24 protein-coding genes are annotated in these 26781 nt (G+C 64.9%); 5 read left to right on the forward strand and 19 right to left on the reverse strand.

The window, feature by feature from the left end:
- Positions 1 to 135: 135 nt before the first annotated feature.
- The 13 genes from PMI15_RS25255 to PMI15_RS03365 all read right to left on the reverse strand — a co-directional run bounded on the left by PMI15_RS25255 (position 136) and on the right by PMI15_RS03365 (position 15147).
- Positions 136 to 915 (reverse strand): hypothetical protein, encoded by a 780-nt coding sequence (locus tag PMI15_RS25255; protein WP_157214523.1) that lies wholly within the window; start codon positions 913 to 915, stop codon positions 136 to 138.
- Positions 884 to 1984, reverse strand: a complete 1101-nt coding sequence (locus PMI15_RS03310; RefSeq protein WP_007863653.1) for an FAD-binding oxidoreductase — start codon at positions 1982 to 1984, stop codon at positions 884 to 886. Before PMI15_RS03310 ends, PMI15_RS25255 begins: the two co-directional genes overlap by 32 nt.
- Positions 1981 to 2916 carry a 4-hydroxyproline epimerase gene (locus tag PMI15_RS03315; protein ID WP_007863660.1) on the reverse strand — a complete coding sequence of 312 codons (936 nt, stop codon included), beginning with the start codon at positions 2914 to 2916 and terminating at the stop codon, positions 1981 to 1983. Before PMI15_RS03315 ends, PMI15_RS03310 begins: the two co-directional genes overlap by 4 nt.
- Positions 2917 to 3238: 322 nt before the next feature.
- The gene (locus tag PMI15_RS03320; RefSeq protein WP_036837321.1) at positions 3239 to 3790 is read right to left on the reverse strand and encodes a hypothetical protein; all 552 of its coding nucleotides are present in this window, start codon (positions 3788 to 3790) and stop codon (positions 3239 to 3241) included.
- A 359-nt stretch (positions 3791 to 4149) separates the two neighbouring features.
- Positions 4150 to 5382 (reverse strand): ABC transporter substrate-binding protein, encoded by a 1233-nt coding sequence (locus PMI15_RS03325; protein ID WP_007863662.1) that lies wholly within the window; start codon positions 5380 to 5382, stop codon positions 4150 to 4152.
- A gap of 41 nt (positions 5383 to 5423) precedes the next feature.
- Positions 5424 to 7367 carry a HAMP domain-containing protein gene (locus PMI15_RS03330; protein WP_157214524.1) on the reverse strand — a complete coding sequence of 648 codons (1944 nt, stop codon included), beginning with the start codon at positions 7365 to 7367 and terminating at the stop codon, positions 5424 to 5426.
- Between the two features lie 272 nt (positions 7368 to 7639).
- Positions 7640 to 8701 (reverse strand): bifunctional nicotinamide-nucleotide adenylyltransferase/Nudix hydroxylase, encoded by a 1062-nt coding sequence (locus PMI15_RS03335; RefSeq protein ID WP_007863666.1) that lies wholly within the window; start codon positions 8699 to 8701, stop codon positions 7640 to 7642.
- A gap of 6 nt (positions 8702 to 8707) precedes the next feature.
- On the reverse strand, positions 8708 to 10408 hold the full coding sequence (locus PMI15_RS03340; RefSeq protein ID WP_007863668.1) for an NAD+ synthase: 1701 nt from the start codon (positions 10406 to 10408) through the stop codon (positions 8708 to 8710).
- Positions 10409 to 10423: 15 nt separating this feature from the next.
- On the reverse strand, positions 10424 to 11617 hold the full coding sequence (gene pncB / locus PMI15_RS03345; protein ID WP_007863670.1) for a nicotinate phosphoribosyltransferase: 1194 nt from the start codon (positions 11615 to 11617) through the stop codon (positions 10424 to 10426).
- Between the two features lie 66 nt (positions 11618 to 11683).
- Positions 11684 to 12175, reverse strand: coding sequence for an NADAR family protein (locus PMI15_RS03350; RefSeq protein WP_007863672.1), 492 nt, complete (start codon positions 12173 to 12175; stop codon positions 11684 to 11686).
- Between the two features lie 27 nt (positions 12176 to 12202).
- A complete protein-coding gene (locus tag PMI15_RS03355) occupies positions 12203 to 13066 on the reverse strand; it encodes a hypothetical protein (protein ID WP_007863674.1) in 864 nt (287 codons plus the stop codon).
- A 71-nt stretch (positions 13067 to 13137) separates the two neighbouring features.
- Positions 13138 to 14070 (reverse strand): hypothetical protein, encoded by a 933-nt coding sequence (locus tag PMI15_RS03360; protein ID WP_007863676.1) that lies wholly within the window; start codon positions 14068 to 14070, stop codon positions 13138 to 13140.
- A gap of 24 nt (positions 14071 to 14094) precedes the next feature.
- Positions 14095 to 15147 (reverse strand): SPFH domain-containing protein, encoded by a 1053-nt coding sequence (locus PMI15_RS03365; RefSeq protein WP_007863678.1) that lies wholly within the window; start codon positions 15145 to 15147, stop codon positions 14095 to 14097.
- 130 nt (positions 15148 to 15277) lie between these two features.
- Here PMI15_RS03365 and PMI15_RS03370 point away from each other — a divergent pair, with 130 nt between their 5' ends.
- Complete coding sequence (locus PMI15_RS03370; RefSeq protein ID WP_007863680.1) at positions 15278 to 15994, forward strand: NUDIX domain-containing protein; 717 nt, start codon at positions 15278 to 15280, stop codon at positions 15992 to 15994.
- A gap of 27 nt (positions 15995 to 16021) precedes the next feature.
- Here PMI15_RS03370 and PMI15_RS03375 read toward each other — a convergent pair whose 3' ends face one another.
- The gene (locus PMI15_RS03375) at positions 16022 to 16585 is read right to left on the reverse strand and encodes an RNA 2'-phosphotransferase (RefSeq protein WP_007863682.1); all 564 of its coding nucleotides are present in this window, start codon (positions 16583 to 16585) and stop codon (positions 16022 to 16024) included.
- A 123-nt stretch (positions 16586 to 16708) separates the two neighbouring features.
- On the opposite strand from PMI15_RS03375, the gene PMI15_RS03380 reads away from it, so the two are divergent.
- The 4 genes from PMI15_RS03380 to PMI15_RS03395 all read left to right on the forward strand — a co-directional run bounded on the left by PMI15_RS03380 (position 16709) and on the right by PMI15_RS03395 (position 20470).
- A complete protein-coding gene (locus PMI15_RS03380; RefSeq protein ID WP_007863683.1) occupies positions 16709 to 17614 on the forward strand; it encodes an ADP-ribosylglycohydrolase family protein in 906 nt (301 codons plus the stop codon).
- A gap of 198 nt (positions 17615 to 17812) precedes the next feature.
- Complete coding sequence (locus tag PMI15_RS03385) at positions 17813 to 18346, forward strand: thioredoxin family protein (RefSeq protein ID WP_007863684.1); 534 nt, start codon at positions 17813 to 17815, stop codon at positions 18344 to 18346.
- 61 nt (positions 18347 to 18407) lie between these two features.
- Positions 18408 to 19148 (forward strand): response regulator, encoded by a 741-nt coding sequence (locus PMI15_RS03390; protein ID WP_007863685.1) that lies wholly within the window; start codon positions 18408 to 18410, stop codon positions 19146 to 19148.
- A complete protein-coding gene (locus PMI15_RS03395) occupies positions 19145 to 20470 on the forward strand; it encodes a HAMP domain-containing sensor histidine kinase (protein WP_007863687.1) in 1326 nt (441 codons plus the stop codon). Before PMI15_RS03390 ends, PMI15_RS03395 begins: the two co-directional genes overlap by 4 nt.
- 64 nt (positions 20471 to 20534) lie before the next feature.
- On the opposite strand, the gene PMI15_RS03400 is transcribed toward PMI15_RS03395, so the two are convergent.
- The 5 genes from PMI15_RS03400 to PMI15_RS03420 all read right to left on the reverse strand — a co-directional run.
- Entirely contained in the window at positions 20535 to 20960 is a 426-nt protein-coding gene (locus tag PMI15_RS03400; protein WP_007863689.1) for an organic hydroperoxide resistance protein, read from the reverse strand.
- A gap of 431 nt (positions 20961 to 21391) precedes the next feature.
- Positions 21392 to 23182: a cytochrome c biogenesis protein DipZ gene (locus tag PMI15_RS03405; RefSeq protein WP_036837324.1), complete on the reverse strand. Its 1791-nt coding sequence runs from the start codon at positions 23180 to 23182 to the stop codon at positions 21392 to 21394.
- A 414-nt stretch (positions 23183 to 23596) separates the two neighbouring features.
- Entirely contained in the window at positions 23597 to 25687 is a 2091-nt protein-coding gene (cheA, locus tag PMI15_RS03410; protein ID WP_007863694.1) for a chemotaxis protein CheA, read from the reverse strand.
- 36 nt (positions 25688 to 25723) lie between these two features.
- Complete coding sequence (locus PMI15_RS03415) at positions 25724 to 26104, reverse strand: response regulator (RefSeq protein ID WP_007863696.1); 381 nt, start codon at positions 26102 to 26104, stop codon at positions 25724 to 25726.
- The coding region (locus PMI15_RS03420) for an OmpA family protein (RefSeq protein WP_007863698.1) at positions 26104 to 26781 on the reverse strand (678 nt) is incomplete at its 5' end. The genes PMI15_RS03420 and PMI15_RS03415, both read right to left, overlap by 1 nt.

Genomic DNA, 26781 nt, shown 5'->3' on the forward strand with positions numbered 1-26781 from the left:
TGCAGCGCAGAGCGCTCGCCGATTCCCAAGCCCGTCAACAATTGATATATGTATGCGCCAGACATCCCTATCCCCTTAACGTCGGAAAGCACTGGCAAGCACTTCCGCTTTTTTTGATTTCACACGGAACACGAATCAGGAGAGCGCCTTGACCGGCATGAAGGGCATGGGCGTCGTGTCAACCCACACGCCTGGCCGGTATTGGGCGTTGCGGTCTTTTTGCGGCGATCCCGGCGGCCGGCTGGGCATGAAGCGCAGCAGGTCGTTCAATGCGGCCGCATCAGGCAGCACCGGCAAGGAAAGCACCGAGTCCCGCCGCCCCGTGAGCACAACGGTTTCGGCGCCGCATCCATCGACCAGCAACTTGAGTTGCCTCCAGTCCAGGCGCGCCGCATTGATAAGCGTCACATCGGGGCAGGACCGGCCGTTGGAGCCATCGGCCCGCCATTCAGCCCAATGCACGGCTTTGCCTTTGTCGCGCCCCATCTGCGCCCGGAGTGCCTGGAGCACCGCTTCGTCCTCCGCCAGAAACTGACTGAGCTCGATAAAGTACATCATGATGGTTGTCCCCTTGAATGGCTGAGCAGGTTCATGTCCTGCCATCGATGGGCGTCGATGGCGGTCGCCTGGAAGCGATGAACCAAGCATAGGCCGCTCAAGAACAATTGGGCGCAACATTGTCCGCACGAAGGCAATCTCGGTGCCTTTTTGAAAATTCGCATGCGGCCTAGGGCATTCCCGGTAGCGCTGGGCAGAAACGTAGAGGCGTGATGCGCGGGCCGGCGTTGCGGAGCTTGCCGTCAACATGCCAGGTCGCGGCGCTTGCGGATGCACAGCCATCACGACGATACGCGGCAGCTTGCGGGCCGGCTCGCCGCAGCAATCATGCGGCCGCCAGAAAACGCTGCATGCCATAGGGCGCAGCCTCGAAGGGCGGCGCCGCGCCGGTGAGCTGCGCCGCCAGCAGGCGGGCCGTGGCCGGGGCCGTGGTCACGCCCAGGCCTTCATGGCCCACGGCCAGCCACAGGCCTGGCTGGCGCGGATGGCGGCCGATGATGGGCAGGCCATCCGGCGTGGCGGCGCGAAATCCCGTCCAGGTGCGCACGGTGTTGAGGCCGGCCAGCGCCGGCAGGTAGTCCAGCGCGCGGCCCAGCATGCGTGCAAGCATGGGCGCCTCCACCGCCGGGTCCGTGGTGTCGAACTGGCGCGAGGAGCCTATCAGCAACTGGCCGGTCGGTCGCGGCTGCACGTTGAAGGCCACTGATGCGCCGTCGCTGTGGTGCGCGCTGCTGATATAGCCGAGCTCGACCAGCTGGTGGTGCACCGTGCCCGGGTAGCGGTCGGTGATCGCGAGGTGGCCCTTCTTGGGGCGTATCGGCAGGTCGGGACAAAGACGGCCCGCCTCTATGCCTGCGGCCAGCAGCACGGCGCCAGCGCTGCGCCAGCTGCCGTCCGCCAGGCGCACGCGGGATCCTTCGATGGCGGCAACCTCCGCCTGCTCCAAAGTGATGGCGCGCGGCGCCTGCGCAAGCAGCCAGCGCGCGGCATTGGGCGCATACACCACACTGTCACCGCTGACCTTGAGTGCCCCGGCCAGGCCCGGGCGCAGCGCTGGCTCAGCCGCGGCCAGCGCGGCGGCGCCCAGCAGTTCGCAAGCGACGCCGTGGGCCTGCAGGCAACGCCGCTTGTTTTCGGCGACGGTCATTTCAGCATCGTTGGCGGCCAGCCACAGCGTGCCGCAGGCGGCGAAGGCGCAATCGGCGTTCATGCGCGGCGCCCAGTCATGCCAGAGCTTCAGCGATTCATGGCTGAGCGTCAGCTCCGCCGGGTTGTCGTCCATCACCACCAGGTGGCCCATGCCGGCTTGCGTGGCGCCGCCCAAGCCGGCATCGAGCACCAGCACGCTGAGACCCGCGCGCGCGAGCTCATGCGCGCAGGCCGCGCCCACGATTCCGGCACCTATCACGATCACGTCGGCATTCACAGGCGTATGCCCCAGGCGAAAGGGTCGCCGTCCTCGATCAGCAAGGTTGCCTCGGCGCTCATGTGGGCGCGCCCGCGCAAGGTCGGGATAACCTGGCCGTCCTCCACGGCGTAACTGGCCTCGAAGCGGCTGCCGATGATGCTCGCCTGGTGCCAGACCTCTCCGGGCGCAAGCTTGCCGTCGGCGGCCAGGCAGGCGATCTTGGCGCTGGTCCCGGTGCCGCAAGGCGAGCGGTCGTAGGCCTTGCCGGGGCACAGGACGAAGTTGCGGCTGTCCGCACCGCCGTCGTCGTCCGCGAAGAGCTCGATATGGTCTATCTCCGCACCGCCATCGCCCGTGATGCCCTGGGCCGCCAGTGCTTCGCGCAGCGACACGCTGTACGCGGTGAGGGCCTCCAGCCTGTCGCTGGCCACGCGCTGGCCGTGTTCGCTCGCCAGGAAAAACCAGTTGCCGCCCCAGGCCACGTCGCCGCGCACCGTGCCGTAACCCGGCACGTCGACGGCCACCTGGTGCAAGTGCCGCCAGGCGGGCACATTGCGCACGCTCACCGAGCCGTCGCCATGCAGCGTGGCCGTGACGGTGCCGACCGGTGTCTCGATGCGGTGCGCGCCGGGCCTGATCAAGCCCATGTAGGCCAGCGAGGCCACCAGCCCTATGGTGCCGTGCCCGCACATGCCCAGGTAACCGGTGTTGTTGAAAAAGATCACGCCGGCGGCGCTGGCCGGGTCCACCGGCTTGCACAGCAACGCGCCCACCACCACATCGCTGCCGCGCGGCTCCAGCACGGCGGCGGCCCGCCAGTCGTCGTGCCGCTGCGCCAGCAGCGCGCGGCGCTCGGCCATGCTGCCCTTGCCCAGATCGGGAAAACCATCAATAACAAGGCGCGTCGGTTCGCCGCCGGTGTGGGAGTCAATGACTTTGATTTGCTTCATGGTGCAAGCCTGCGGTGTTGGTTCGGTGATGAGCTTACTTCTTCAGCCGTGCAGCACGGCACGGGAAACCGTGGCGCACCTGGCGCCGGACGGATGACGGCCCGGCAAAATTCCCGGGCGCAAGAATGAATCAGGCAAATATTCCTAAAACAAAGGGATTAAATTTAGTCATATTTAATATATTAATGAAATATTAAAATTGACTTTACAGGGTATCAAGCAGCTTGCCAAGCCGCCTTTTTTGCGCTTGGCGGGTAAATTTGTAAAACCGCCGGAACGTCCGGCGGCGAGCGGTGTGGACGCGGGCGCGACCGCCCTGGCCTCAGAGCGCAGCGAGACTCAGTTCCCGGGGAGCGTCCATCCTGGAGATCCTGCGCCGCTGGGGCCTGGAAAAAGCACAGGCACCGAGAATATGCAGGAGATCCTCCTGCACAAAGGAAGTGCCCAGGTACATCGGGCTGACGCGGGAGAGCTGGGTGCGGAAGTGGTCGATGAGCGCGCGCCGGCAAGTGACGGGTATGACGGTGACGGCGCGGGACGCCGCCAGCTGCGCCAGAAAAGCTTCCATCGCCGTGCTTCGGTTTGCGCTCATGTGCTGCTCGCGCAGGCGCACAAAAACCACACAATGCCGGAAGGTCTCGAACATCCACGGCGCGCCCGTCAGCGGCGTGGCGTCTATGCGCGTGATCAGCCTCGAGGCGGACAGCATTTGCAGCCGGCTGTGAAAATCCTCGACGGCGAGTTCGTGAAACTCCACGAGCAGCACGCGAACACCAATTCCTTTGTGCAAGGTATTGAATTCAAAAGAGTCTCTGGCACTCATAGGTATCCCCTGCTTCGCCGAGGCCTGGTGCGGATTGACTAAGAGGAACATGGGCGGCACCAGCCGGTCGGCGTCGCCGCAGTGTCTGCGAGAACGCCGGGATGTACAGGGGACTTTGTCTACGCGCGGGCAATGCTTGCCGGAAAACACAACTATTTATGTATGCCCCGCAAGCTTTCTGGCGCCGGGCGTCCGCAAGAATTTCCGCTGATCAACACTAAATGTCCGCAGAAACACATTGTCGGCTTGCCCACGCCGGCACGATTTTTACAATGACCACGACGCTCCGGCGTTCCTTGTTCTCATCCCAGACAAGGCTGCTGTCAAGCAGTTCAAGCCCCTGCAGTGACCTCTACTGCAGGGGCTTTTTTTGGGCACCTGAACGAACAGGCGGCCGAACAGCGTCCCGGCTAAGCCCTGTCCTTCCAGCGCTGTATTTCCCACGACGGCAGGCCGCGCAGGTCGCCGACCCTGGCGCTCTGGAATTCCGCGAGCGCCGGTTTCGCGCCCAGCCTGTCGTAAGCCAGCTTGACCAGCGGCGCGGTCTTGACGAACACACTTTTAACCTGGGCCCAGTTGAGCGGCTCGGGGATGATCCTGGCGCCGGCGATCATTTTTGAAGTCGCGAGCAGGGACAGCGCGTCGCCCTCTGTCGACCAGGCCCAGCCGCGGCGGAACACCACCTCGTCGCGCACCACCTTGGCGCCCTCCGCCGGCGACAGGCCCCAATAGGACTTGACCAGCTGCGACACCACGCTGGGGTCCGTCTCGCTGAGCACGCCCACGGCTTCCTGCTGCGCCAGCAAAAAGGCCAGCACCAGGTTGGGGTGCTTTTCCACCAGGCTGTTGTGCGCGATGCGGAAGGACCGGTGCAGGTAGTAACCGTCGGGGTAGAAGGGCGAGTGCTTCACCGAGGGCAGCAGGATGCCGGCCCCCTTGCCTTCCGGCCCGTCGTAATGGCTCTCCGTGTAGCCGTAGGAATTCATGATGGCCACCGTGCCGGTCGCCTGCGCCTTCAGGAAGGCCGGGTAGACGGCCAGCGTCGCATCCATCCCGGCCGGCACCTGCGCCGCCTCGGGCAGGGTCGGCAGGTGCACCATGCGTATGCCGTGGGCGGCCGGGTCCGGGTTGCCCAGTTCGTAGCGCAGGATCTGCGTGAACGCGTTGTACGGGTCCGCGCCCATCAGCGTTCCCACTGTCTTGCCCTTGAGGTCCTGCACATTGCGAATCGGCGAATCCTTGCGTGTGCACAGCAAAAACCGCAGCCGCCCCTCCGCCACCGACACCAGGCTGAAAGGATGCTGCGCCACGATGGCGCGTATCGTCGGCGTATTGCCCCACATCGCCATGTCGAGCTGGCCCGCGGCCAGCGCCTCCACCTGCGGCGCGGCCGCGGGGTAGGTCCGGTAGTCCATGGTCAGGTCGTAGCCGAACTCAGCCGCGTGCTTCTCAATCAGCCGCTTGCTGATCATGTATTGCGTGACCGGCGAATTGCCCGCCGCCCACGGCACCCAGCCATAGGACATGGTGAAAGGCCTGCCGGCCTGGGCGCGCGCCATGCAGCCCACCCCGAGCGCGCAGGCCAGCCCGGCACCCCGGCCCAACCAGTGCCTGCGTGTCGACATCGATGATCCGCCGTTCATGGAGACCTCTCTTTCAGCCCGGTGAACCTGCGCCATGAGGCCTAGGCCTGCGCCATCGCCGCGCCCGCCCGATCCTGTTTCGCCTCAGGTTCATGCACTATCCGCTCCAGCAGTTCATATACCTCATACAGCTCGCCGCGCGGGCCCAGCGGCACCGTGGCCGCCAGCCGGAAGCGGAAGTAGCGCGCCGCCGCCAGCGCCACAGAGCGGCTGGCCGCCACGCTCAGCCCCAGCGCGTTCGCCTGCCGCGCCAGCGCGCGCGCGTTGTCCAGCGGCGCGCCCACCGCGGTGAAGGTCAGGTGGTCCCAGGTGCCGAAATTGCCCACCGTCGCACTGCCGAAATCCAGGCCGAAGCACGGCGGCTTCACAGGCGCGTCCAGCCCTTCGGCCAGCGCCTGCATCGCATCCACCGCGCGCAGAGCCGCCTCACAGGCGTAACCCGCGGGGTTGGAGACATTCAGCGGCGTGTTCCACAGCGCCACCGCCGTGCAGCTTTCATAGCGGTCCATCATGCCCTTGCCCTGCGCCACCTCCACCGCGAAGATCTGCAAATAATGATCGGCATGCGGCGACCAGCTCACCGCCGTGGCGTGGTGCTCGTCCAGCGCGGCGCACAGCACCGCCAGCTCGCGCTGCTCGACCCCGGCCTGCGGCGTCAGGCGATTCGCGATGAAATGTTTCACCAGCGGCCGCGGCACATAGCGCGAGAACCCCTGCAGCGCGATGCGCGCCAGCGCCAGCGATTCCTGCAGGCGCCGCACCTCCGAAATATCGCTGTCCTGCGGGATGTCGCTGTCGAACTCGAACTCGCGGATGTGCTTGGCCGAACGCACCAGGTTCTTCAAAGGCGTCGCCAGCCGGTTCGCCATCCAGAACAGCATGGGCAGCAGCATCAGCAGCCCGGCCGCGCCCACCCCCAGCAGCATCCAGCGCATGCGCCGCACCTGCGCCAGCAACATGTTCTGGTCAGACACCAGCGCCACATAGGCCTTGTGGCTGAACACCCCCTCCATCGGCATCACCACCGCCGCGAAGCGCTGGCCCCCCGCACCTTCCAGTGAATGGATGGGCGTGTCCTGCGGCGAGCCGTCCGTCACCAGCTTTTGCAGCGAGCCGTACAAAGGATCGCTCAAGGTCGCCAGACTGAGCGGCGTGCCCGACTCCAGCAGACGGCGCAGCCGGTCCGCCTGCGACCATCCCCAGACCCGGCCCTGCCCGTCAAACAGGATCAGCTCGGCCCGGCTTTCCTCGCCGCGCGCATGCAAAAAATCCGACAAGCCGCCTACCGTGAACATCGCCGCCGCGACGCCGCCCCGGGGACCGCTGAGCGGACGCGACAGCGCCATGCCGAACTCCTCCGGAACCTTCAGCATAAAAGGATCGGTCGCCTGGAAGGTGCCCAGGTTCAGGTCGCTCGCGCCCTGGTACCACGGGCGGTCGCGCGGGTCGTAGCGCTCGCCCCAGGGCCGCCGCTGGCTCGCGATGGCCGTCATCTGCTGGTCGTAAAACACCCACTCCTCGACGCGTTTTTGCCGCTCGTCCACCCGGATGATCTGCTGCGCATAACGCGCCTCCGGCAGCGACTTGGCCCAGGCCCGGTCGCGCGCGCTGCGCAGCACCATGTTTTGCTGGAAGCTGCCGTCCGGATAGCCGAACACCAGCGAGCCTATGTGCGGGTAGCGCTGCTGCATGGACATCTGCATGCGCAGCACCGAAATATCGTTGTCGCCCTCCAGCCCCGCATGCGGATCGTTGGCGGTCGCCTCCAGCCAGGCGCGCGCCGGCTCCTGGAAACGCAGCAACTGCTCCTGCGTGCGCCGGCCCAGCTGCTCCAACTCGCGCTGCGCACCGTCGAACACGATGCGGCTCGCCGCCAGCTCCGCCAGCGCCATCAGCGCCACCACCAGCACCGTCACCAGCGCGGCATAGGTCCAGAACAGGTGGGCACGAATCGACCTGGCATGAAAGCTCGGCATCTTCATCACCGTTGTCTCCCTGCGGTGCTTGTTTGCCTTGCAAGATACGCCTCGCTAATGGCTTTGACAAGGTGATTGATACTGGCTTTGGGGTTCGTGGCCCGGCTTGAACAGTTTGTGACGTTTGTCAGGTGAATCGGGTGCCGCGATGCCTACTACAAATGGAGGATGAATTCACCATTTTGCGGAGCGCGCTGCGTGACACAAGAAGAGCAAGCCAATGCCTGTGCTTCGCCAGGATTCCAACCAACGCTAACTCAATGTCACAAATTCGCGCGACCTCAACCCCGTGCCGTCAACGAAAAGAAGAAATCCAGCATGTGGAAGTGATCGTCATGGAAGCGGTCTTCCATGCCGCTCAGGTCTTCAATGGGAACCCATTCGGCTGTCGCCGCATCGTCCGCTGCCTGCACTTCGGGCAAGCGGCGCGATCCCAGGTCAAAGAAGTGGGCGTGGGTGATCACACGGCCGCGCAGGCTGCGGTCCGGATGGTCGAACACGTGGACCGCTTTCAGGGCGTTTTTCATATCGCCTTCGAGCAGGCGCATCCGGGTTTCCTCTTCGAGCTCGCGCAGGGTTGACTGGTACACAGTTTCGCGTGGCTCGATGAATCCGCCGGGTACGGCGAACAAGCCCTTGCCCGGGGAGCGCCCGCGCTGGATCAGCAGCACCCGGCCGCTGCATTTCACGACCGCATCCACCGTCACAAACACCGGCGCATAGGGCGATCCAGCCCATTTGGCTTTTTCCTGCCTGAGGCTTTCCCATTCCTGCGCGAGCTCCTGGAAGTAGGGCAAGGCCGCCCAGGTGCGAAGAAACGCAACGGTGCTGGCCGGCGCCTGGCTCACCAGGGCGGCCAGCGCAGGCTCCAGCGAAGTGCCGGCATTGCCGAAGTAAGCGTCACGCAAGGCGCTGGCGTCAATCCTGCCCTGCGCTTCGACCGCATCGAGTGTCCAGCCCGGGAAGTGTTTCAGGTACTCGCTGGTCGCGTCCTTGAAATGTCCGACGAGCACAGGGGATGCACCGGCCTTTTCGCCGGCGAGCTCGGCCACACCCTGCTTGACCGCGGACACCCAGCGGTCCTGGTTGTAGTAGTCGCGCACCGGCAGAAAGCGGATCCGGCCCCGGTCCGCCTCGGGCAGCGCCAGGCGGATCATTTCCGCGCGCTCCTGCCAGGTGAAAGGGTTCTTGGGCGTGCGCGCCTGCCAGGCCGAGCCGAGCACGACGATGCACAGCGGGGCCGCGTCCAGTGCGCGCCGCAGCAAGGCAAGCTGCCCGTTGTGGAAAATCTGGAAACGGCCGATATAAACCGAGACCTCGTGTTTTTTGGGGCTTGATGTCATGGGAACCTAATTGAATTTGGCGGCGATCGGCATCTGGCGGCCGGAGCCGAAAGCGCGCGCACGCAAACGGATGATGGGGGGCGCCTGCCGGCGCTTGTACTCGTTGCGGGCGATCATGCCCTGGATACGTTCCATCATCGCGAGGCTCTCCGGGTCGCGGCGCAGCTGCGCGACGAAAGCCGAGGCTTTCTCGTACTCCCACGCGGCCAGGCGCCGGCCTTCGATCAAAAGTTTGAGCACTTCGTCGAGCACGGGGTAAGGTGGCAGGCTGTCCACGTCCTTCTGGTCGGGCGCCAGCTCCGCCGAAGGCGCTTTGTCAATGATGGCCTGGGGAATGATTTCCCTGCCGGCGGCTTCATTGAGGTGGCCGGCCAAGGCGAAGACCTCGGTTTTGTAGAGGTCGCCGATCAGGCCCAGCCCACCGTTGGTGTCGCCGTACAGCGTGCAGTAGCCTACCGAAATCTCGGACTTGTTGCCGGTGGTCAGCAGCAGGTGACCGAAGCTGTTCGAGTACTCCATCAGGATGGTGCCGCGCGCACGCGCCTGCAGGTTCTCCAGCGCGATGCCCCGCAGGGCTTGGCCGAAAGCCGCTTCAAAGCCGCCGGAAAACTCATTGACGATGTCGGCGATTGGATGGCGCACCAATTCCACACCCAGGTTGCGGCACAGGATTTCAGAGTCATCGACCGAGCCGGCCGATGAAAAGCGCGACGGCATGGTGATGGCCGTCACATTGGACGGGCCCAGCGCTTCGGCGGCCAGCGCCAGCGTCAGCGCCGAATCAATGCCGCCCGAGGAGCCGATCACCGCGCGGGTAAAACCACAGCGGCGCGCATAGTCCCGCAGGCCGAGCACGATCTGTCGCCGATAGAACGCCATGGTCGGCAGCCCTTCCACCGGAACGGCGGCGGGCTCATCCCCGGCCAGCGTCAGGAAGCGCCCGTTCTCAAAACGCAGGGTGGTCACGTCTTCGGCAAAGCGCTCGGCTTCAAACACCACACCGGCCTGCGGCTCCACGGCAAACGATGCGCCGTCATAGACGAGCTGGTCATGGCCACCGACCTGGTTGACGTAAAGAATGGGCAGCTGGTTGCGCTTGCTGGCGGCGCCGAAGATCTGGTGGCGTTGCTCGCGCTTGCCGATGTTGGACGGGCTGGCGTTGATGGAGATCACCAGGTCGGGCGCGGCGTCGCGCATGCGGTCAAACGGGTTGATCGCGTAATCCAGGCCCTCGTCGTTCCACCCGTCCTCACAGATCAGCACGCCCACCTTGGCGTCGCGTATGCGCAAGACTTTCGCGACGTCCTGGCCGGGCTCGAAGTGCCGGCGCTCGTCGAAGATGTTGTAGGTGGGCAGCAGCTGCTTGGCGTACTCCAGCAGCACTTCGCCGCCCTTGATCACGCACAGTGAGTTGCGCAGCTTCTTGCCCGGCGCTTTGCGGCGCGCGGGCAGGCCTATCACCCAGTAGAGATTCGGGATCTGGCGCGAAGCCAGCAGCAGGTCCTGCAGGGCCGCGTCGACGCGCTCCATAAAGCCCTCTTCTTCCAGCATGTCGCCCGGATAGTAGGCCGTGAGCGACATCTCGGAAAAGACAACGATGTCGGACTGGTCGGTCCAGGCCTTGCTGGCGGCCGTGACCATCTTGGCCACATTGCCTGAGAGGTCGCCGATGGTGAGGTTCAGCTGGGCAGCGGTGATTTTGAGCATGCGATCCTCAAGCCCTTAAGTTGAAACGGGAAAACGGAAGACCTGGCGCAAATAGGCCAGGAAGGTCTGGTCGTTGCACAGCGTCTTGCCCGGGCTGTCCGAGAGTTTGGCCACCGGCCTGGCATTGGCGCCGGTCAGCTTCATCACGATGTTCAGCGGCGTCAGCCCCACGTCGTTGGTCAGGTTGGTGCCTATGCCAAAGCCTGTCTGCGTGCGCGCGGCAAACGCGCGGTAGAGCTTGAGCGCGGTCGGCACGTCCAGCCCGTCCGAAAACACCAGGCGCTTGTTCTGCGCGTCGACACGCAGCTTGGCGTAGTGGGCCAGGGCCTTCTCACCCCAGACAAATGGGTCGCCCGAATCGTGGCGCAGGCCGTCAAACAGCTTGGCGAAGTAGAGGTCGAAGTCCGCGAGGAAGGCGTCCATGCCGACCACATCGGTCAGCGCCACACCGAGGTCGCCGCGGTATTCCTGCACCCAGTCTTCCAGCGCGGCGCGCTGGAAGTCGCGCAAAGTCATGCCCAAGGCCTGGTAGGTTTGCAGGTATTCGTGGGCCATGGTGCCAATCGGCACCAGGCTGAGTTCCTTGGCCAGCAGCACGTTGGAGGTGCCTTTGAAGTACTGCGGAATCTCGCGCTTGAGCGTGGTGACCACTTCGGTCTGCCAGTCGCGCGAGAAGCGGCGCCGCACACCGAAATCGAAGAACTCGAAGGGGTTGCGCAGCGCGGGTTCTTTCTCGAAGGCCCGCAGGATCTCAATCTTGCCCTGCAGGCGCTTGCGGCCTTCCACCAGGGCGGCGGCCTGGTCGGAGCGGCGGAAGTACAACTCGTTGACGATGGCCAGCACAAAAATTTCGAAGGCCATGGTGTGCACCTGCGGGCCCACGGCCTTGATCACCAGCGTGGGGCCCTCGGCCGTGGCGGTGATGAATTCGCGCTGGAATTCAAAGATTCGCAAAAAGTCCACGAAATCGCTTTTGATAAAGCGAAGCCCCCGTAGGTAGGCCAATTCCCCAGGCTGGAAGCGCAGCGTGCAGAGATGGTCGAGCTGCGCATTGACCTCTCCCAACAGTTCACTCAAGGGATAACCCGGCTGGTTGCGGCAGACAAAGCTGTATTCGGCCTCGGTCTGCGGATGCTTGTGCAGCATGGTTTGCCACATGGTGAACTTGTAGAGGTCGGTGTCCAGCAGGCTTTGGATGATGGGTTGCATAAGTGGCTTTGTGAAGGAAGGAGGTGGCAGTCAGGCGGTTGCCTGCAAGGTACTCAATGGGGCCGCTCACGGCGGCATAGCCTTGAGGGCATCCCGGACGCGGGTGAGTATGCGCCCCAGCTTGTTTTGACCCAGCCACTGTTTGGGGTCAAGGCAACGGGGGTCGGATTCTTCCAGGCCGATGCCCCATATGACGTCATCGGGAGCGGCCTCGACCAAGAGGGTGCCGTCGGTAGCCAGAAGCGCTGCCTTGCGGTCTTCATCCTGCGAGAATTTGGCAAACAGGCCAGGGAACATCAGGTCTTCCGCTTGAACTTGCCAGATAGCGTCTACGTAACCCTTGACCTGCCGGCCGAGCGCCTTCTGCTTGCGAGGGTTGGACTCAGCCATGACGAGCTCGGCGGTCGAGAGATCCCCGAACAGCATGGCCTTCGCAAACATCATGTACTGCTCACTGCAGTTGAAAGTCCGGCCATCGACGACGAAGTCGCCCCGGCTCCAGTTGCTGAACACCTCGTTCGTTCGCCAGAAGAGGGTCATGCCGGCAACAGTTCGCATGGTTGTCTTTCTTGAATTGCTTGTAGGTCAGGCGTTTGCTTGCAGAGTACTGAGCACGGCCACGCTGGTCGACAGCACGGCACCGCGGCTGGCCATGTCGTCCAGGAATGCTTTGTGCTGCGCTTCGAAGCCGCCGACGGGACTCATGCAGTCGGTCAGCAACACCACCTTGCCCGCCTTGCCGGACGGCAGGTTGGCGACGATGTGTTCGGTGGTTGCTTTCACACAGTGGCTGCTGGCTTCGCCGGCGATGATCAGCAGGTCGGCCTGGTCCAGCGACGCGATCAGGGCCGTGTTGAGCTGGGTGGCCGGGTCGTCCTCATCCGGCACCTCGGCCTGCATGGCGCTGTAGTGTTCCGTCCACGGGTTGCTGCCTTTGTTGATTTTTTGCACCATGGCCAGGCGGCTGTCCTCCCAGAGGTTGTAGGCGGCTTTCACGGCGGGGTGCACATTGTGGCCCCAGCTGCCGATTTCGCAGTGCACCGGCCAGACCATCAAGGTGTAGCGGCCGCGCCGCTCCAGCTCGTCGATATAGGCCAGGGCCCTGGGCAGCATGGCCGCATCTTTGGGCAGATAGTCGCCCTTGCGCACCTGCGCGGCGGTAATCGGCGTGAAGGGCCCCACGGCCGCACCGGCACCGGTCTTCCAGAAGGTCGGGTGGGCGATGTCAAACCTGTGGTGGGAATCCAGCGTCACGGCGATGGCGGAAAGGCCGGACGCGCCTTCGCGAATCAGCCCGGCCAGGCGCAGCATGTCCGCGTGGGCACCTGCCACGGGCAGGGCCGGCGATGTGGCTTGCCCCGTCACCGGATCGACGGGCAGCCAATCGGCCGGCAGGTCGCAAAAGTCGTTTTGCGGGTCGATGACCAGAAGCTGGATGTTTTTCTTCATGTTGTCCTCCGTTGAAATTCGTTGAGACTGATTGGGGCAATGCCGCTGATTCTCGCAGCAGCGGGTCCGCCTTATTCCACCAGGATTCCCTTGGTGGCACAAACCCCGATGCAGGCTTCCATGCCCGCGGTAAAGCGCAGGAAGTCCGATTCCATGCCGTCCGAGAAGATCACTCCGTTGTCCGGCATGCGCGAGCGCAGCGTCAGCACCTCCGTCTCCTCGATCTCGCCGTAGAGCAGCGAGGTCTGGGTGGCCCGGCTCGCAAAGGGCTCCCGCACCGCGAAGATCAAATGGTCGGTATCACGCGGCATGGGCTCGTAGCCCTCGCCGTGTCCATAGCCCGCGGCATTGGCAATGCCGACGGAGCCGGTGACTATGCTTTTCAGCCAGGCCGTGGAGCCCAGGCCGGTCGAGACGATCAGGCCTGAAGACGACTGTGCCTCCTTGGTGCCGCGGAACTCGATGTCGTAAAGCGCCGAGGTATGGCTTTTCGGGCCTATGAACAGGTCGTTGACGCCGCGCAGCACCTGCCCGTCGGACAGCCTGGCCTCCGCCATGGTGACCAGCGAGGTGGCGCGGCGGTCTCCGGCAACCCCGGGCAGTACCGAAGCGAGCTGTGAAGGCTCGAAAGGAAGCAGGACGCCGTCCCAACGTTTGGGCTCAGGGTTGACGCCCACCAGCGGCTGGCCGTTGAGGTACTTCAGCGTGTTGGCCACCATGCCGTCCTGGCCCAGCGTCACCACGATGTCGTCGGCCGCGAAGATGTAGTTGGTCAGGTGCGCGCGGTCGATGATCTGGTAGCGGCCCCAGGCCTGCAGCGCTTCGGCCACCACCCGCAGGCTGCGGGCGTAGGCCTCGTTCTCGCGCAGGTAATCGCTGAAGTCGGCGCCCAGGTGTTCCAGGTAGAACTGCGCCTGGCCCAGGGTCTGGTAGCGCGCCACCAGCTCTTCGAGCCGGGTCTGGCGCGTGACCAGCACCACCTTGCGGTTCTCGGCTGCAGACATGATGCTTTCCTTTCCTGCTTTCGCTTATTTGCGGGCCGCTGCCGCCTGCACCGGCCGGCCGGCGTTGGCACCGGCCAGCAGCGAGTTGAGCAGCTCGGGCGACATGTTCAGCTGGCCGATCTTTTCGGCCTTGTCGGCAATGCCGCCAAAGGCCTGGGCGATCAGCTGGGCCGGGTCCATGCCGGCGGAAGCCAGCGCCTGGATGGTGCGCGGGTCCACCGCCTGGAAGGTCTTCATGATGGCGTCCAGCCGCGCGGCTTCCGCCTCGGCCAGGGTGCGCGAGTTGGCGGCCTGGCCGTTCACATAGAGCTTGCGCTTTTCTTCGAGCGCAACGTCCGAATCCATCTGCTCGGTGCGCAGGGCGTTTTCCTTGCGCATCACCGAGGCCTTGGCGGCCATCTTGGCGTCCTCGATCTGGCTGCGCTTGTCTTCCACGGCGACTTCGGTGTCCAGCTCGTTCTCGCGGATGGACCGCTCGTTCTGGACCGCGGCCATGCGGCGCAGGTAGATGGCGTCGTCGGCGGCCTTGAGGTTGGCCTCGCGGGACTCAGCCTCCAACGCGCGGGCGATGTCCGGGGTCGGCTTGATGGCCAGGATGGACACGCCCAGAACCTGCAGCCCCAGCGCGGCAATCTCGGGCTGCGCGCCCAGGCTGGCTTCGGCATGGCGGGCAATCTCGGCGGAGGACAGCAAGGCCTCCTTGAGCGCCAGCGCCTGCACTTTCTGCTGGATGATGACCTGCACCTGCATGCCGACACGGTCACCGAGCTTGAGCGGGTCGTCCGACGCGTACCCCTGGCCGTTGGCCTTGAGCGAAAAGTCCATCAGCCGGGCCGTCAGCTGGGGAGCCTTGACCTGGTAGGTGACCTGGCCCTGTACCGTGACGTTCTGGAAGTCGGAGGTCACCAGGGTCAGCATAAAGGGGTGGTGGGCGCTGGCCACGGGCACCGCCACCACGGTGGAGGTGGGTGCGTAGTAATAGAAAGACTGGCCCGCGCCTTCCCGGACCACCTTGCCCCTTTTGAACTGGATCAAATGAACCGTGGGCTGTGACTTGATGAAGCGGATGCCTAACATGGTGCTTTCTCCTTCTGGTTAACTGCGTGATGGCCTTGATCCTCTTGATGGCCTATAGGTTGTACTGAACAACCTATTTATGAGTTGCATAATACAACTTAATTGGAATTTGTCAAACAGGAAGGCAAACATGGCCACCAAAAAGAGCACCCTGAGCTTTGAGCGACCGCTAACCACCGTGGACATCGTGATCTTCACGGTGCTGGACGAGCAGCTGCAGGTCCTGCTGGTCCAGCGCCCCGCGGGGCCTGAAGAGCCCTACCCGAATGCCTGGGCCTTGCCGGGCGGCTTTGTGGATGTCGACAAGGACGACTCGCTTGAAGCCTGCGCCAGGCGCAAGCTGCTCGACAAGACGGGGGTCCGGAGCCCCTACCTCGAACAGCTGGGCAGCTGGGGCGGCAAAACGCGCGACCCGCGTGGCTGGTCGGCCACGCATGCCTACTTCGCGCTGCTGGCCGCCGACTCCGTGAAGCTGGTGCAGGACGAGGCCAAGCCTGCCAAATGGCATCCGGTCGCCGAGCTGTCGCCGCGCAAGCGCCTGGCCTTTGACCACAGCGACATCCTGCAGGCGGCATTGGAGCGCTTGCGAAACAAGGTGGAATACACCTCGCTGCCGGCATTCCTCCTGCGGGAGCCGTTCACGCTGCCGCAACTGCAGAAGATGTATGAAGTGGTGCTGGGCCGGCCCATCGACAAGAGCGGTTTCCGCACCCGCGCCCTGGCCGCGGATTTTTTGAAGGAGGACGGTTCCCTGGACGTCGGCTCGCCCCGGCCCGCCATGGGCTACAGGCTGAAAGACCGCAGCGCGGTGATGTATTTCCCGAGGACCTTCAGTCCCCGGAGTTAAGGGTGAAGGCGAAGCCGGTAGCCAGCTTCACCCAAGGCTCCCGGCCTTAACGACGCTGAGGTAAACCGGCGGCACGTGGTCGGTCAGCCACACATTGTTGTCGGACCGGAAGAACAGATAGCCCTCCGCCGACATGCGCCCGCTGTCCACGAGGAGCAAGACGGGCTGGCCATACCGCCCGCCCACGGCGGTGGCGGTTTCGCTGCTTTCGCTCAGGTGCACATGATGGCGCTGGCGTTTGCTCAGGCCTTCCGCCAGTATCGCTTCGAGAAAACGCGATGCGGTGCCGTGATAAAGCCTCGCCGGCGGCGCCACCGGCGACAGGCCCAGTTCGACATCGACGGAGTGGCCCTGGTTGGCGCGGATGCGCAAGCCGTCTTCGCTGAAGGCGAAGCGCTTTTTATCACTGGTTTCGACGACCTCTTCGAGCAAGGCGCGGGAAAGAGCGTGCCCGGCCGAAGCGGCCCTGGCCAGCAGTTCGTCGATGCGAGCCCAACCGGCGGCGTCAAGTTCAAGCCCTATGGTGGACGGTTTGTGCCGCAGCACCAGGCTCAGAAACTTGCTGGCCGCGGTAAGGTGTTGTGATGTCATGATTTTCCTTTTATTGTTATTTTTCAGAAATAGGTTGTTTTAAACAACCTATAGAGTTGCATAATACAACCAATCAGGGAAAATGGCAAATGGAGAAAGAAACTGGGCATGGAGAATCATTCAATGGAAGACTGGGAGCGCTATCAAGCCTGTTTGCTGGGGTTGGCCTGCGGCGATGCCGTAGGAACGACCGTGGAGTTCATGTCCAGGGGCAGCTTCGAGGCGGTCACGGACATGGGCGGCGGCGGCCCGTTCGACCTGCGGCCCGGCGAGTGGACTGACGATACCTCGATGGCCTTGTGCCTGGCGGCGAGCCTTGTGCACTGCCATGGCTTCAACCCTACGGACCAAATGAACCGGTACTGCAATTGGCGCAGCATCGGATACATGAGCAGCAACGGCAGGTGTTTCGACATAGGCATCACGGTGGCTACCGCGCTCAATCGCTACCTTCTGACCAAGGACCCTTTCGCCGGCCAATCCGACCCCCGAACGGCCGGAAACGGCGCCTTGATGCGGCTGGCGCCTATTCCCATGTTTTACCGTCAGAGCGAAGCCGATACTTTTCGCTTTGCCGGCGAAAGCACGCGCACAACGCATGGCGCGCAGGAAGCCATAGAGTGCTCACGCCTGTTTGGCCTGCAGCTTCGAGCCGCATTGATCGGTGCCACCAAAGAAGCCATTCTTGCAACCACAGTACCCGAGCCCCTGTCCGCCAAGGTGGCCGCGATTGCCGCGGCGAAATTCATCAATAAGCCGCGGGAAGCAATCAAAGGATCCGGCTATTGCGTTGAGGCGCTGGAGGCCGCCCTTTGGTGCTTTGCCCATACTGCGTCTTTTGAGGAGGCCATCCTGGCGGCGGCGAACCTGGGTGACGACGCCGATACGACCGCCGCCATTTGCGGGCAAATAGCCGGCGCCCACTACGGCATCCGCTCCATTCCTCCTGGGTGGCTGGAACGCCTTGCCATGCGCGAGGAAATCGAACTTCTCGCCGACGGCTTGTTAAAAGCGTCGCGGGCCCTCTGAGCGCCCAGGGAGTCCTCCCTGCCGGTTGCGAGTCGGCCTTTTTGTATTCCACTGTATCCAAGCACCCCCCCGATACCCGGTCATGCGCACCAGCCTGGGCAGGACACACCGGGGATACCTTGCGGCATTCCAATGCCTGCATGGGCAGCGGCTTTCCCCGGCGCTGCCTTCCACCCCACTCACCCCAAGGAGTCGACCATGACCGCTCGCCGCCAATTTCTGGCCACCGCTGCCGCCGCCACAGCCGCCGCCTTTGCCATGCCTGATGCCTCGGCTTTCTTTTCGCTGGGCCGCGCGCCGGCGGCGGCACCTGAGTTCGCGGGCATAGACACCTGGCTCAATTCGGCGCCGCTGCGCATGGCCGACTTGCGGGGCAAGGTAGTGCTGGTCGACTTCTGGACCTACACCTGCATCAACTGCCTGAACCACCTGCCGGCCGTGAAGTCCTGGCATGAGAAGTACAAGGACAAGGGCCTAGTGACGGTGGGCGTGCACACGCCGGAGTTCGCGTACGAAAAATCGACAAAGAACGTGAAGGCCGCGATCGAGCGCCTGGGTATACAGCATGCCGTGGCGCAGGACAACAGCTACGCCACCTGGCGCGCCTTCAGCAACAACTACTGGCCGGCTGTCTACCTGGTCGACAAAACGGGCCATGTTGTCTACAGCCACTTCGGTGAGGGGCGCTACGCTGAGACCGAAAAAACCATACAGACTTTGCTGGCCCAGTGAGGTCCACCCCAACCCGGCCTGGGGGCACAATGCCGGGGTTGGGACTTTTCCAGGACGAGCCATGCAGCAGCCAGACCACATCCTCATTGTTGACGACGACCGCGAGATCCGGGAACTGCTGGGCAGCTACCTTGAAAAAAACGGCCTGCGCGTGACCAAGGCGGAGTCGGGCCGGCACATGCGCGCGGCGCTGGAGAGCGCGGCGGTCGACCTCATCGTGCTGGACCTCATGCTGCCCGGCGAGGACGGCCTCACCTTGTGCCGCGACCTGCGCGCCGGCAAGCACAAGGCCCTTCCCATATTGATGCTGACCGCGCGCAACGAGGAGGCTGACCGCATCCTGGGCCTGGAGATGGGCGCCGACGACTACCTGGCCAAGCCTTTCGCGGCACGCGAGCTGCTGGCGCGCATACGCTCGGTGCTGCGCCGCACGCGCATGCTGCCGCCGAACCTGCAGGTAGAGGAAAGCTCCCACCTGCTGAGCTTCGGCGACTGGCAGCTCGACACCACGGGCCGCCACCTGCTGGACGCCAGCGGCACGCTGGTGCCGCTCAGCGGCGCCGAATACCGGCTGCTGCGCGTCTTCCTGGACCACCCGCAGCGCGTGCTCAACCGCGACCAGTTGCTCAACCTCACGCAGGGGCGCGACGCCGAACTGTTCGAGCGCTCCATCGACCTGCTGGTGAGCCGGCTGCGCCAGCGCCTGGGTGACGGGGCGCGCGAGCCGCGCTACATCAAGACGGTGCGCAGCGAGGGTTATGTGTTCAGTGCCGCGGTGCAGGGCCGGCCGGGGGCCGCATGACGCAGGCCCGCCCGCGCTGGCCGCACAGCCTGTTCGCGCGGCTGATGCTGATCCTGCTGCTGGGCATACTGGCGGCCCAGGCCATGTCCTACCTGCTGGTGATGTATGAGCGTGGCCTGGTGGGCCGCGACCTGATGCTGGACAACCTCGAAAAAGACATTACCAGCTCCGTCGCCATCCTGGACCGGGTGCCGCCGGCCGAGCGCCCCAACTGGCTGCCGCTGATAGACCGCAAGAACTACCGCTACCAGCTGGACGGTGGCATCACCGAGCAGGGCGGCGACAACGAGATCGTCGCGCGCGTGAGCGCATCGATCGCCCATGCGGTGGACAAGCGCTACCAGGTCACGGTCAATGCGATTCCCGGCGACACCAAGCGCGTGCACATCCACCTGCGCCTGAGTGACGGCGCGCCACTGACCATCAACCTCTGGGCCGCGGCCACGCCGATCTCGCCCTGGCTGCCGGCGCTGCTGATGTTGCAGCTCTCGCTGCTGGCCATCTGCGCTTTTTTTGCGGTGCGCATCGCGACCCAGCCGCTGCGGCGGCTGGCCCATGCGGCCGACGCGCTGGGCCCCGACCTCAAAGGCACGACCCTGCCCGAGGGCGGCCCGACCGAGGTGGCGCGCGCCTCCAGCGCCTTCAACGCCATGCAGCGGCGCATCGCCGGCTACCTGGCCGAGCGCACGCAAATCCTCGCCGCCATCTCGCACGACCTGCAGACGCCCATCACGCGCATGCGCCTGCGCACCGACCTGATGGACGACGAAGAACAGCGCGGCAAGCTGCAGCACGACCTCGATGAAATGGTGGCCCTGGTGCGCGAGGCGCTGACCTATGCGCGCAGCCTGCATGGCGCCGACGAGGCCCCACGCAGGGTGGACCTTGATGCCCTGCTGGACACGCTGCGCTGCGATTACGAAGACGCCGGCAAATCCATCACGGTGAGCGGCCAGGTCGGCCACCCGGTGATGAGCCGGCCGTTGGCGCTGCGCCGCATCCTGACCAACCTCACCGACAACGCGCTCAAATTCGGCACCGAGGTGGAACTGGCCGTGCGCATCGATGCCGATCAGGGCATAGAGATCTGCGTGCTCGACCGCGGTCCCGGCATCCCCGAATCCGAGCTCGAGGCAGTGCTGCAGCCTTTTTACCGCGTGGAAAGTTCCAGGAACCGCGATACCGGCGGCACCGGCCTGGGCCTGGCCATCGCGCAGCAGCTGGCCGCCTCCATAGGCGCGCGACTGAGCCTGGCCAACCGCACTGGCGGCGGGCTGGCCGCGCGTCTGGTGATGCCGGCCGCTTCGCCCCTTGAACCCTGACATCAAAAAAGCCGGCCCGCCCAGGTGATGGGCAGGCCGGCTTGGCCGTGTGCGGTCTACAGGTTTAAACCAGGTTGATCTCCACATCGATATTGCCGCGTGTGGCCTTGGAGTAAGGGCACAGCTGGTGGGCCGCATCCACGATGGCACGCGCCGTCGCGCTGTCCAGGCCTGGAAGGAGGACGTTGAGGCGCGCCTGCAGAAAGAAGGCCTCACCGGCCGTGCCCAGGTCCACCTCGGCATCGACGGCCACGCCGGCAGGCAGGCTGACCTTCTGCGCGGCGGCGGCGCGGCCCATCGCGCCTATAAAGCAGGCCGACCAGCCTGCCGCGAACAGTTGCTCGGGGTTGGTGCCCTGGCCGGCGCTGCCGGGCGGGGAGAGCTTGATGTCCAGGCGGCCGTCGGCGCTGCGGGCTTCCCCGTTGCGCCCGCCGGTGGTGTGGGTCCTGCCGGTGTAGAGGACTTTGTCGAGAGGGTTGATGGCGGTCATGGTGTTTTCCTTTTGGAGGTTGAAGAAATTGTTATCCGCAGATTTCGCAGATTTACGCAGATGAAAGCAGTTAAAAAAACGTGATGCAAAGTCACGGGCCAGCGTATGGAATGGGGTGAAATCTCGAATGCGCGCCTTTCTTAAATCTGCGTCAATCTGCGTAATCTGTGGATTAAAAGGTCCCCGCATGTCGGCAACATCTCAACAACGCAATGTTCTGTACGCGCCTGGCAGCCAGACACACTGCGGTACAAATCCCTTCGCCATCTTCACCAACCAGGCGCTCAGCTTTGCTCACGGCCCGAGCGCCACACGATTGCCGGTCGGGAATTGATGCATTGGCAAGCAAGCGGGTTGCGCAGCTCATGCGCCAAACCACCCGCCAAAAACGTCAAGGCCATCCAGAGCTTTTTCATGCTGGTGAAATGGGTTCAGCCAAAGGTAAAGGCATAGACATGCGCGCCGGGGTCCAGGAACTCGATCTCGAACAAATGGTCGCCCGCCGAGGCCGGCAGCCTGACCAGCTGGTAGAGCCGGTGCGCATCAATCACGCCGCTACCGTCCGCCGCGATGTCGGTGCCGTGGTTTTGGGCCGGTGGCTTGCCGTCGACCCGCACACGAAAGCGCACCGGCGCCGCGCCGGCATCGCGGCCCAGCACCAGGTGCAGGTCGCGCGCGCGAAAGCGGTAGGCCAGGCGCGCGCCGGCCTGTGCCGCGGCGGCGCGCTCGGCTTCCACCAGCCACTGCCCGCCCAGGGTCCAGTGGTTGAGCGACAGGTTCGCGGCCGGCTCGTAGCGCTGCGCGCTGTCGGCCCGCAGGCCGCCGGCGGGTACAAAGTTCACCGCGCGCTCATGGCCCACATAGGTTTCGCCGGAGAGAACCCGGTTGCCGGGCGCCGCCTGCACGCCCTCGCCCTGCACGGCCACCAAGCCCGCATCGCGCACGCCCCCGCCGTTTCTTTCAGCCAGCAGTTTCTGGATCAGGCGTTCGGAAGCCTCGTACTGCCCTTCGCCAAACACATGGTGGCGCACCCTGCCCTGGGCGTCGACAAAGTACAGCGCGGGCCAGGCCTGGTTCTCGAAGCCGCGCCAGATCGCGTGCCGGCTGTCGATGGCGACGGGATAAGCCAGCCCCAAGTCCTTGACGGCCCTGCGCACATTGCTTTCGTTTTTTTCAAACGCGAACTCCGGCGAATGAACGCCGAGCACGACCAGGCCGGCCTCGCGGTATTTGTCGGCCCAGGCGCGGATGTAAGGCAGGGTGCGCAGGCAGTTGATGCACGAGTAAGTCCAGAAATCGACCAGCACCACCTTGCCGCGCAGGTCAGCCCCGGCCAGCGGCGCCGTGTTGACCCAGCCGGTGGCGCCGGCCAGCGGCGCAAAGGTGCTGTCCTGCCAGGCTGTGGGTGTGGATGCAGGTATGGGCGCAGCCTCCGCTTTTGCGGCGGTGAGCGGCATGGCGTTCGCCGCGGCCATTGGCCCATCCCCCGGCGCCTGCGCCTGGAAGACATTGATCAGCGTCTGCTCAATTTTTGAGGTGCTGCCCAGCGACAGCCGGCTCAAAAGCCCGGTGTCCAGCCCCGTGGCGATCAGCGCCACACCGGCCAGCACCGCCGCGCCCATGGCGCGCCTGGCCCATCGGCTGATGCCCAGCGAACGCCGCAGCAGCGCATACACACGCCCGCCCACCAGCAGCGACAACGCCAGCGAGACGGCCGCGCCGCCCGCATAGGCCAGCAGCAGCAGGGAAGTGCCCGCGTTCGCGCCCTGGATGGCGGCGCCGGTGAGGATCAGGCCCAGCACCGGGCCCGCGCAGGGCGCCCACAGCAAACCGGTGGCCGCGCCCAGCACCAGCGAGGACAGCAGCGAAGGGTTTCCGCCTTCGCCGCCTTCACCGGAAGAGGCCATGCGCGCGCCCAGCGCCACCAGCGGCCGGGCCAGCCGGTCGGCCAGTTCCGGAAACAGCAAGGTCAGCGCAAACAAGGCCAGCAAACCCAATGCCGCGATACGCCCATATTCGTTAGCCTGCACCGCCCAACCGCCGCCGACGGCGGCCAGCGTGGCCACCGCGGTGAAAGCCAGGGCCATGCCCAGCAGCATGGGCAGGCCGTTGCGCAGAAAGGGCTTGCCGGCGCGCGCCAGAACAAAGGGCAGGACCGGAAGAATGCAGGGGCTGACGATGGTCAGCACACCGGCGGCAAAGGCAAGGATGAGGAAGCTCATGCCGCGATTGAACCGCCCGGAGGTATCCGCGCTGTGTCGCCCCAGCCGCCTTATGGCATGCGGCTGTATCCACGGGCCGGCCGGATACACAGGCATACAAAATCCTGCCCCCAAGGTTCAAGTTTTGCCCCGCGCGCGCAAAAACTTACCCTCAGTTGCTGTGGGTTACCCTGTGGATAAATCTTTTCATCCGCCCGCGAAGCCGCGCCGGCGCTGGCGCGCCGCCGGATGCCCAAAAATTGATCACCCGAGTCGCCTGCGAGTGCATCCATATCCGCAGATTACGCAGATTTACGCAGATAAAGACCATCACGATGAAAAACCGTGTGTCCGGCAACGAAAACGAGCTGAAGTCTTCAAGGAAAAAATCCGGGTTTCAATCTGCGTAAATCTGCGTAATCTGCGGATGAATCTCTACGCCGCCATGGCCACCTCAAGCGCACGCGATGCGGCCGCGGCTGCGGCTGCCACCAGCGCAGGGCGCGCCTGGCCGCGCTGGGCCGCCTTGTCGCGGTTGGCGCGCTGCACCGCCGCCACGTCGATGATGAGCGCGACATTGCCGTCGCCCAGGATGGTCGCGCCTGAAATGCCGGGCACCTTGCGGTAATTGGTTTCCAGGTTCTTCACCACGACCTGGTGCTGGCCCACGAGTTGGTCGACCAGCAGCGCGAAGCGCGTGCCCTCGGCCTGCACGATGACGGCGATGCCCTGGGTGGGCACACGCACCGCGCCGGCCACGTCGAAGAGCTTGTGCAGCTCGAGCAGGGCCAGGTATTCGCCGCGCACGTGCATGACGTGCTCGTCGGCGGTGATGGAGTGCACATCCTTGTCCAGCGGCTGCAGCGATTCGATGACGTAATTCAGCGGCAGGATGTAGACCTCCTCGCCGACCTTGACCGACATGCCGTTGAGGATGGCCAGCGTCAGCGGCAGCACGATGCGTATGGTCGTGCCCTTGCCCTGGACGGAGGCGATCTCCACATGGCCGCCCATTTCATGGATGTTGCGCTTGACCACGTCCATGCCGACGCCGCGGCCCGACACGTCGGTGACCGCTTCGGCGGTGGAAAAGCCCGGCGCGAAGATCAGCTGCCAGACGTCCTCGTCCGGCATGGACTCGCTGACCGGCATGCCCTGCTGCAGCGCCTTGGCCAGGATTTTTTCGCGGACCAGGCCGCCGCCGTCGTCCTTGACCTCGATCACGATGCTGCCGCCCTGGTGCTGGGCTGACAACGTCAGCCGGCCCACCGGGTCCTTGCCGGCGTAGGCGCGGCGCTCCGGGCCTTCGATGCCGTGGTCCAGGCTGTTGCGCACCAGGTGGGTGATGGGGTCGATGATGCGCTCGATCAGGCTTTTGTCGAGCTCGGTTTCCTTGCCGACCGTGACCAGCTGCACCTGCTTGCCGAGCTTGGCCGAGAGGTCGCGGATCAGGCGCGGGAAGCGGCTGAACACATAGTCCATAGGCATCATGCGTATGGACATGACGGACTCCTGCAGGTCGCGCGCATTGCGCTCCAGGTGGCCCATGCCGCTGAGCAGGCGCTCGTGCACCACCGGGTCCAGCAGCGAGGCGGTCTGCGTCAGCATGGACTGGGTGATCACCAGCTCGCCGACCAGGTTGATGATCTGGTCGACTTTTTCGACGTCCACGCGTATCGAACTCGACTCCTTGTTCTGTACGGCGGCGGCAGCGGCCACCGCCGGCGCGCTTGCGGCGGCGGGCGCGGAGGGGCTTGCCGCCTGCGGAGCGGCGGCTTCATGGGCCGCTTCGGCTTGCCGCGCTTCCACCGGTTGGGCTGGCGCGGCGGGCGCACCCTCCTCGCGGATGTCGATCTGCTCGGCCTCGATGATGAAGCAGCAGACCGCGATCACGTCGTTGCCGTCGCAGCCGGTCTTGAGCCAGATCGTCAGGCTGCCCTCTTCCTGGGTCTGCGCCGTCACCTGGCCCAGGTTGGCCATCTCCTCGCTGAGCAGCTTGCAGTCGTTCTCCGACACTTTGGAAAAGCGCACCTTCAGGGTCCGTTCCGGTGCGGGGCCGGCCTCGGCAACCGGTTCCGCCTGCGGCGCGGTCACGGGCGCCGGAGGCGCGGCAACAACAGGCGGCGCGGGCGGCGTTGCGCCGGCCTCCAGCGCGAGCTGCTGCAGCACCGCGCAGATCTCGGCCACCATGCCGGCCTCGGGCTCGGCGCCGGCCCTGTATGCGCTCAATTGTTTTTGCAACACGTCCTTGGTCTCCAGAAAGGCATCCATCATCTTGGTATTGAGTTTGAGCTCGCCGTGGCGCGCCCGGTCCAGCAGGTTTTCCAGCAGGTGGGTGGTATCGGTCAGCGCGACAAAACCAAAGGTGGCCGCGCCGCCCTTGATGGAATGCGCGGCGCGGAACACCGCGTTGAGGTGTTCGCCGTCGGGCGCCTCCAGGTCCAGGCCCAGGAACAGCTGCTCCATCTCGGCCAGCAGCTCGTCGGCCTCTTCAAAAAATGTCTGGTAGAACTGGGTGATGTCCATAGGGGAAGGTTTCTCTTGTAGGGCGCCGCGCCGGCCTCAGGCCCGCGCCGGGTTCATCAGGCTGCCCACCACGGCCAGCAGCGTTTCGGGCTCTATCGGTTTGCACAGCCAGCCGGTGGCGCCGGCCTGCCGCGCGTCGGCCTTGCTGGCCTCGTTGCTGAGGGTGCTGAGCACCAGGATGGGCAGGGCCGCGGAATCGGGCCGCGCGCGCAGCCGGCGCGTGAGCTCGCCGCCGTCCATGGGGATCATGGTCCAGTCGGTCAGCACCAGGTCCACGGGGGTGTCCACGATTTGCGCCAGCGCGGCCTGGCCGTCGCCGGCCAGCAGCACCTGGTAGCCGCCCTCTTCGAGGACGGCGGAGTTGAGGTGGCGCATCACGGCCGAGTCGTCGACCACCAGGATGGTTTTTTTGTGCATCAGGTCCGGCTTTCAGGTTTGGCGGGGCTGGGGTTCAGCGCCTGCGGCGCGCCGACCGGCTTGATCGCGGGGCCGGCGCCGCCGGCGGCCCTCGCGCCCTTGCCCACCGCGAGCAAGGGCGCGCTGGCGGTCGCGGCATTGCCGCTTTCGATGTCGGCCTGGGCGCGCTTGTTCAGCACCAGGATGCTGATGCGCCGGTTGACCGCCGCGTAAGGGTCGTCGTTGTTCAGGTGCACGCTGGACGAGACGCCCATGACGCGCAGGATCTTGCCGTCCTGCATGCCGCCGGCCACCAGCTCGCGCCGCGAGGCATTGGCGCGGTCGGCCGACAGCTCCCAGTTGCTGTAGGACTTGTCGCCCTGCGAGTACACGGTGGCGTCGGTGTGGCCGGACAGCGTGAGCTTGTTGGGCTGCTCGTTGAGCACCGGGGCGATCTCGCGCAGGATGCTGCGCATATAGGCCACCACCACGGCGCTGGAGCGGTCGAACATCGGCCGGTTGCTGCTGTCCACGATCTGGATGCGCAGGCCTTCGGGCGTGATGTCGATCAGCAGCTGGGGCCGGAACTGCCTGAGCACCGGGCTGGACTCGATCATGTTGTCCAGCCGCTCCTTGAGCGCCTCCAGGCGCTGGCCGTCGTCCGGATCCTTGCCGCTGTCGGCGGCCGCCTGCCGGAC

Source organism: Polaromonas sp. CF318, from assembly GCF_000282655.1.
In the GTDB taxonomy this organism is placed as follows: domain Bacteria; phylum Pseudomonadota; class Gammaproteobacteria; order Burkholderiales; family Burkholderiaceae_C; genus Polaromonas.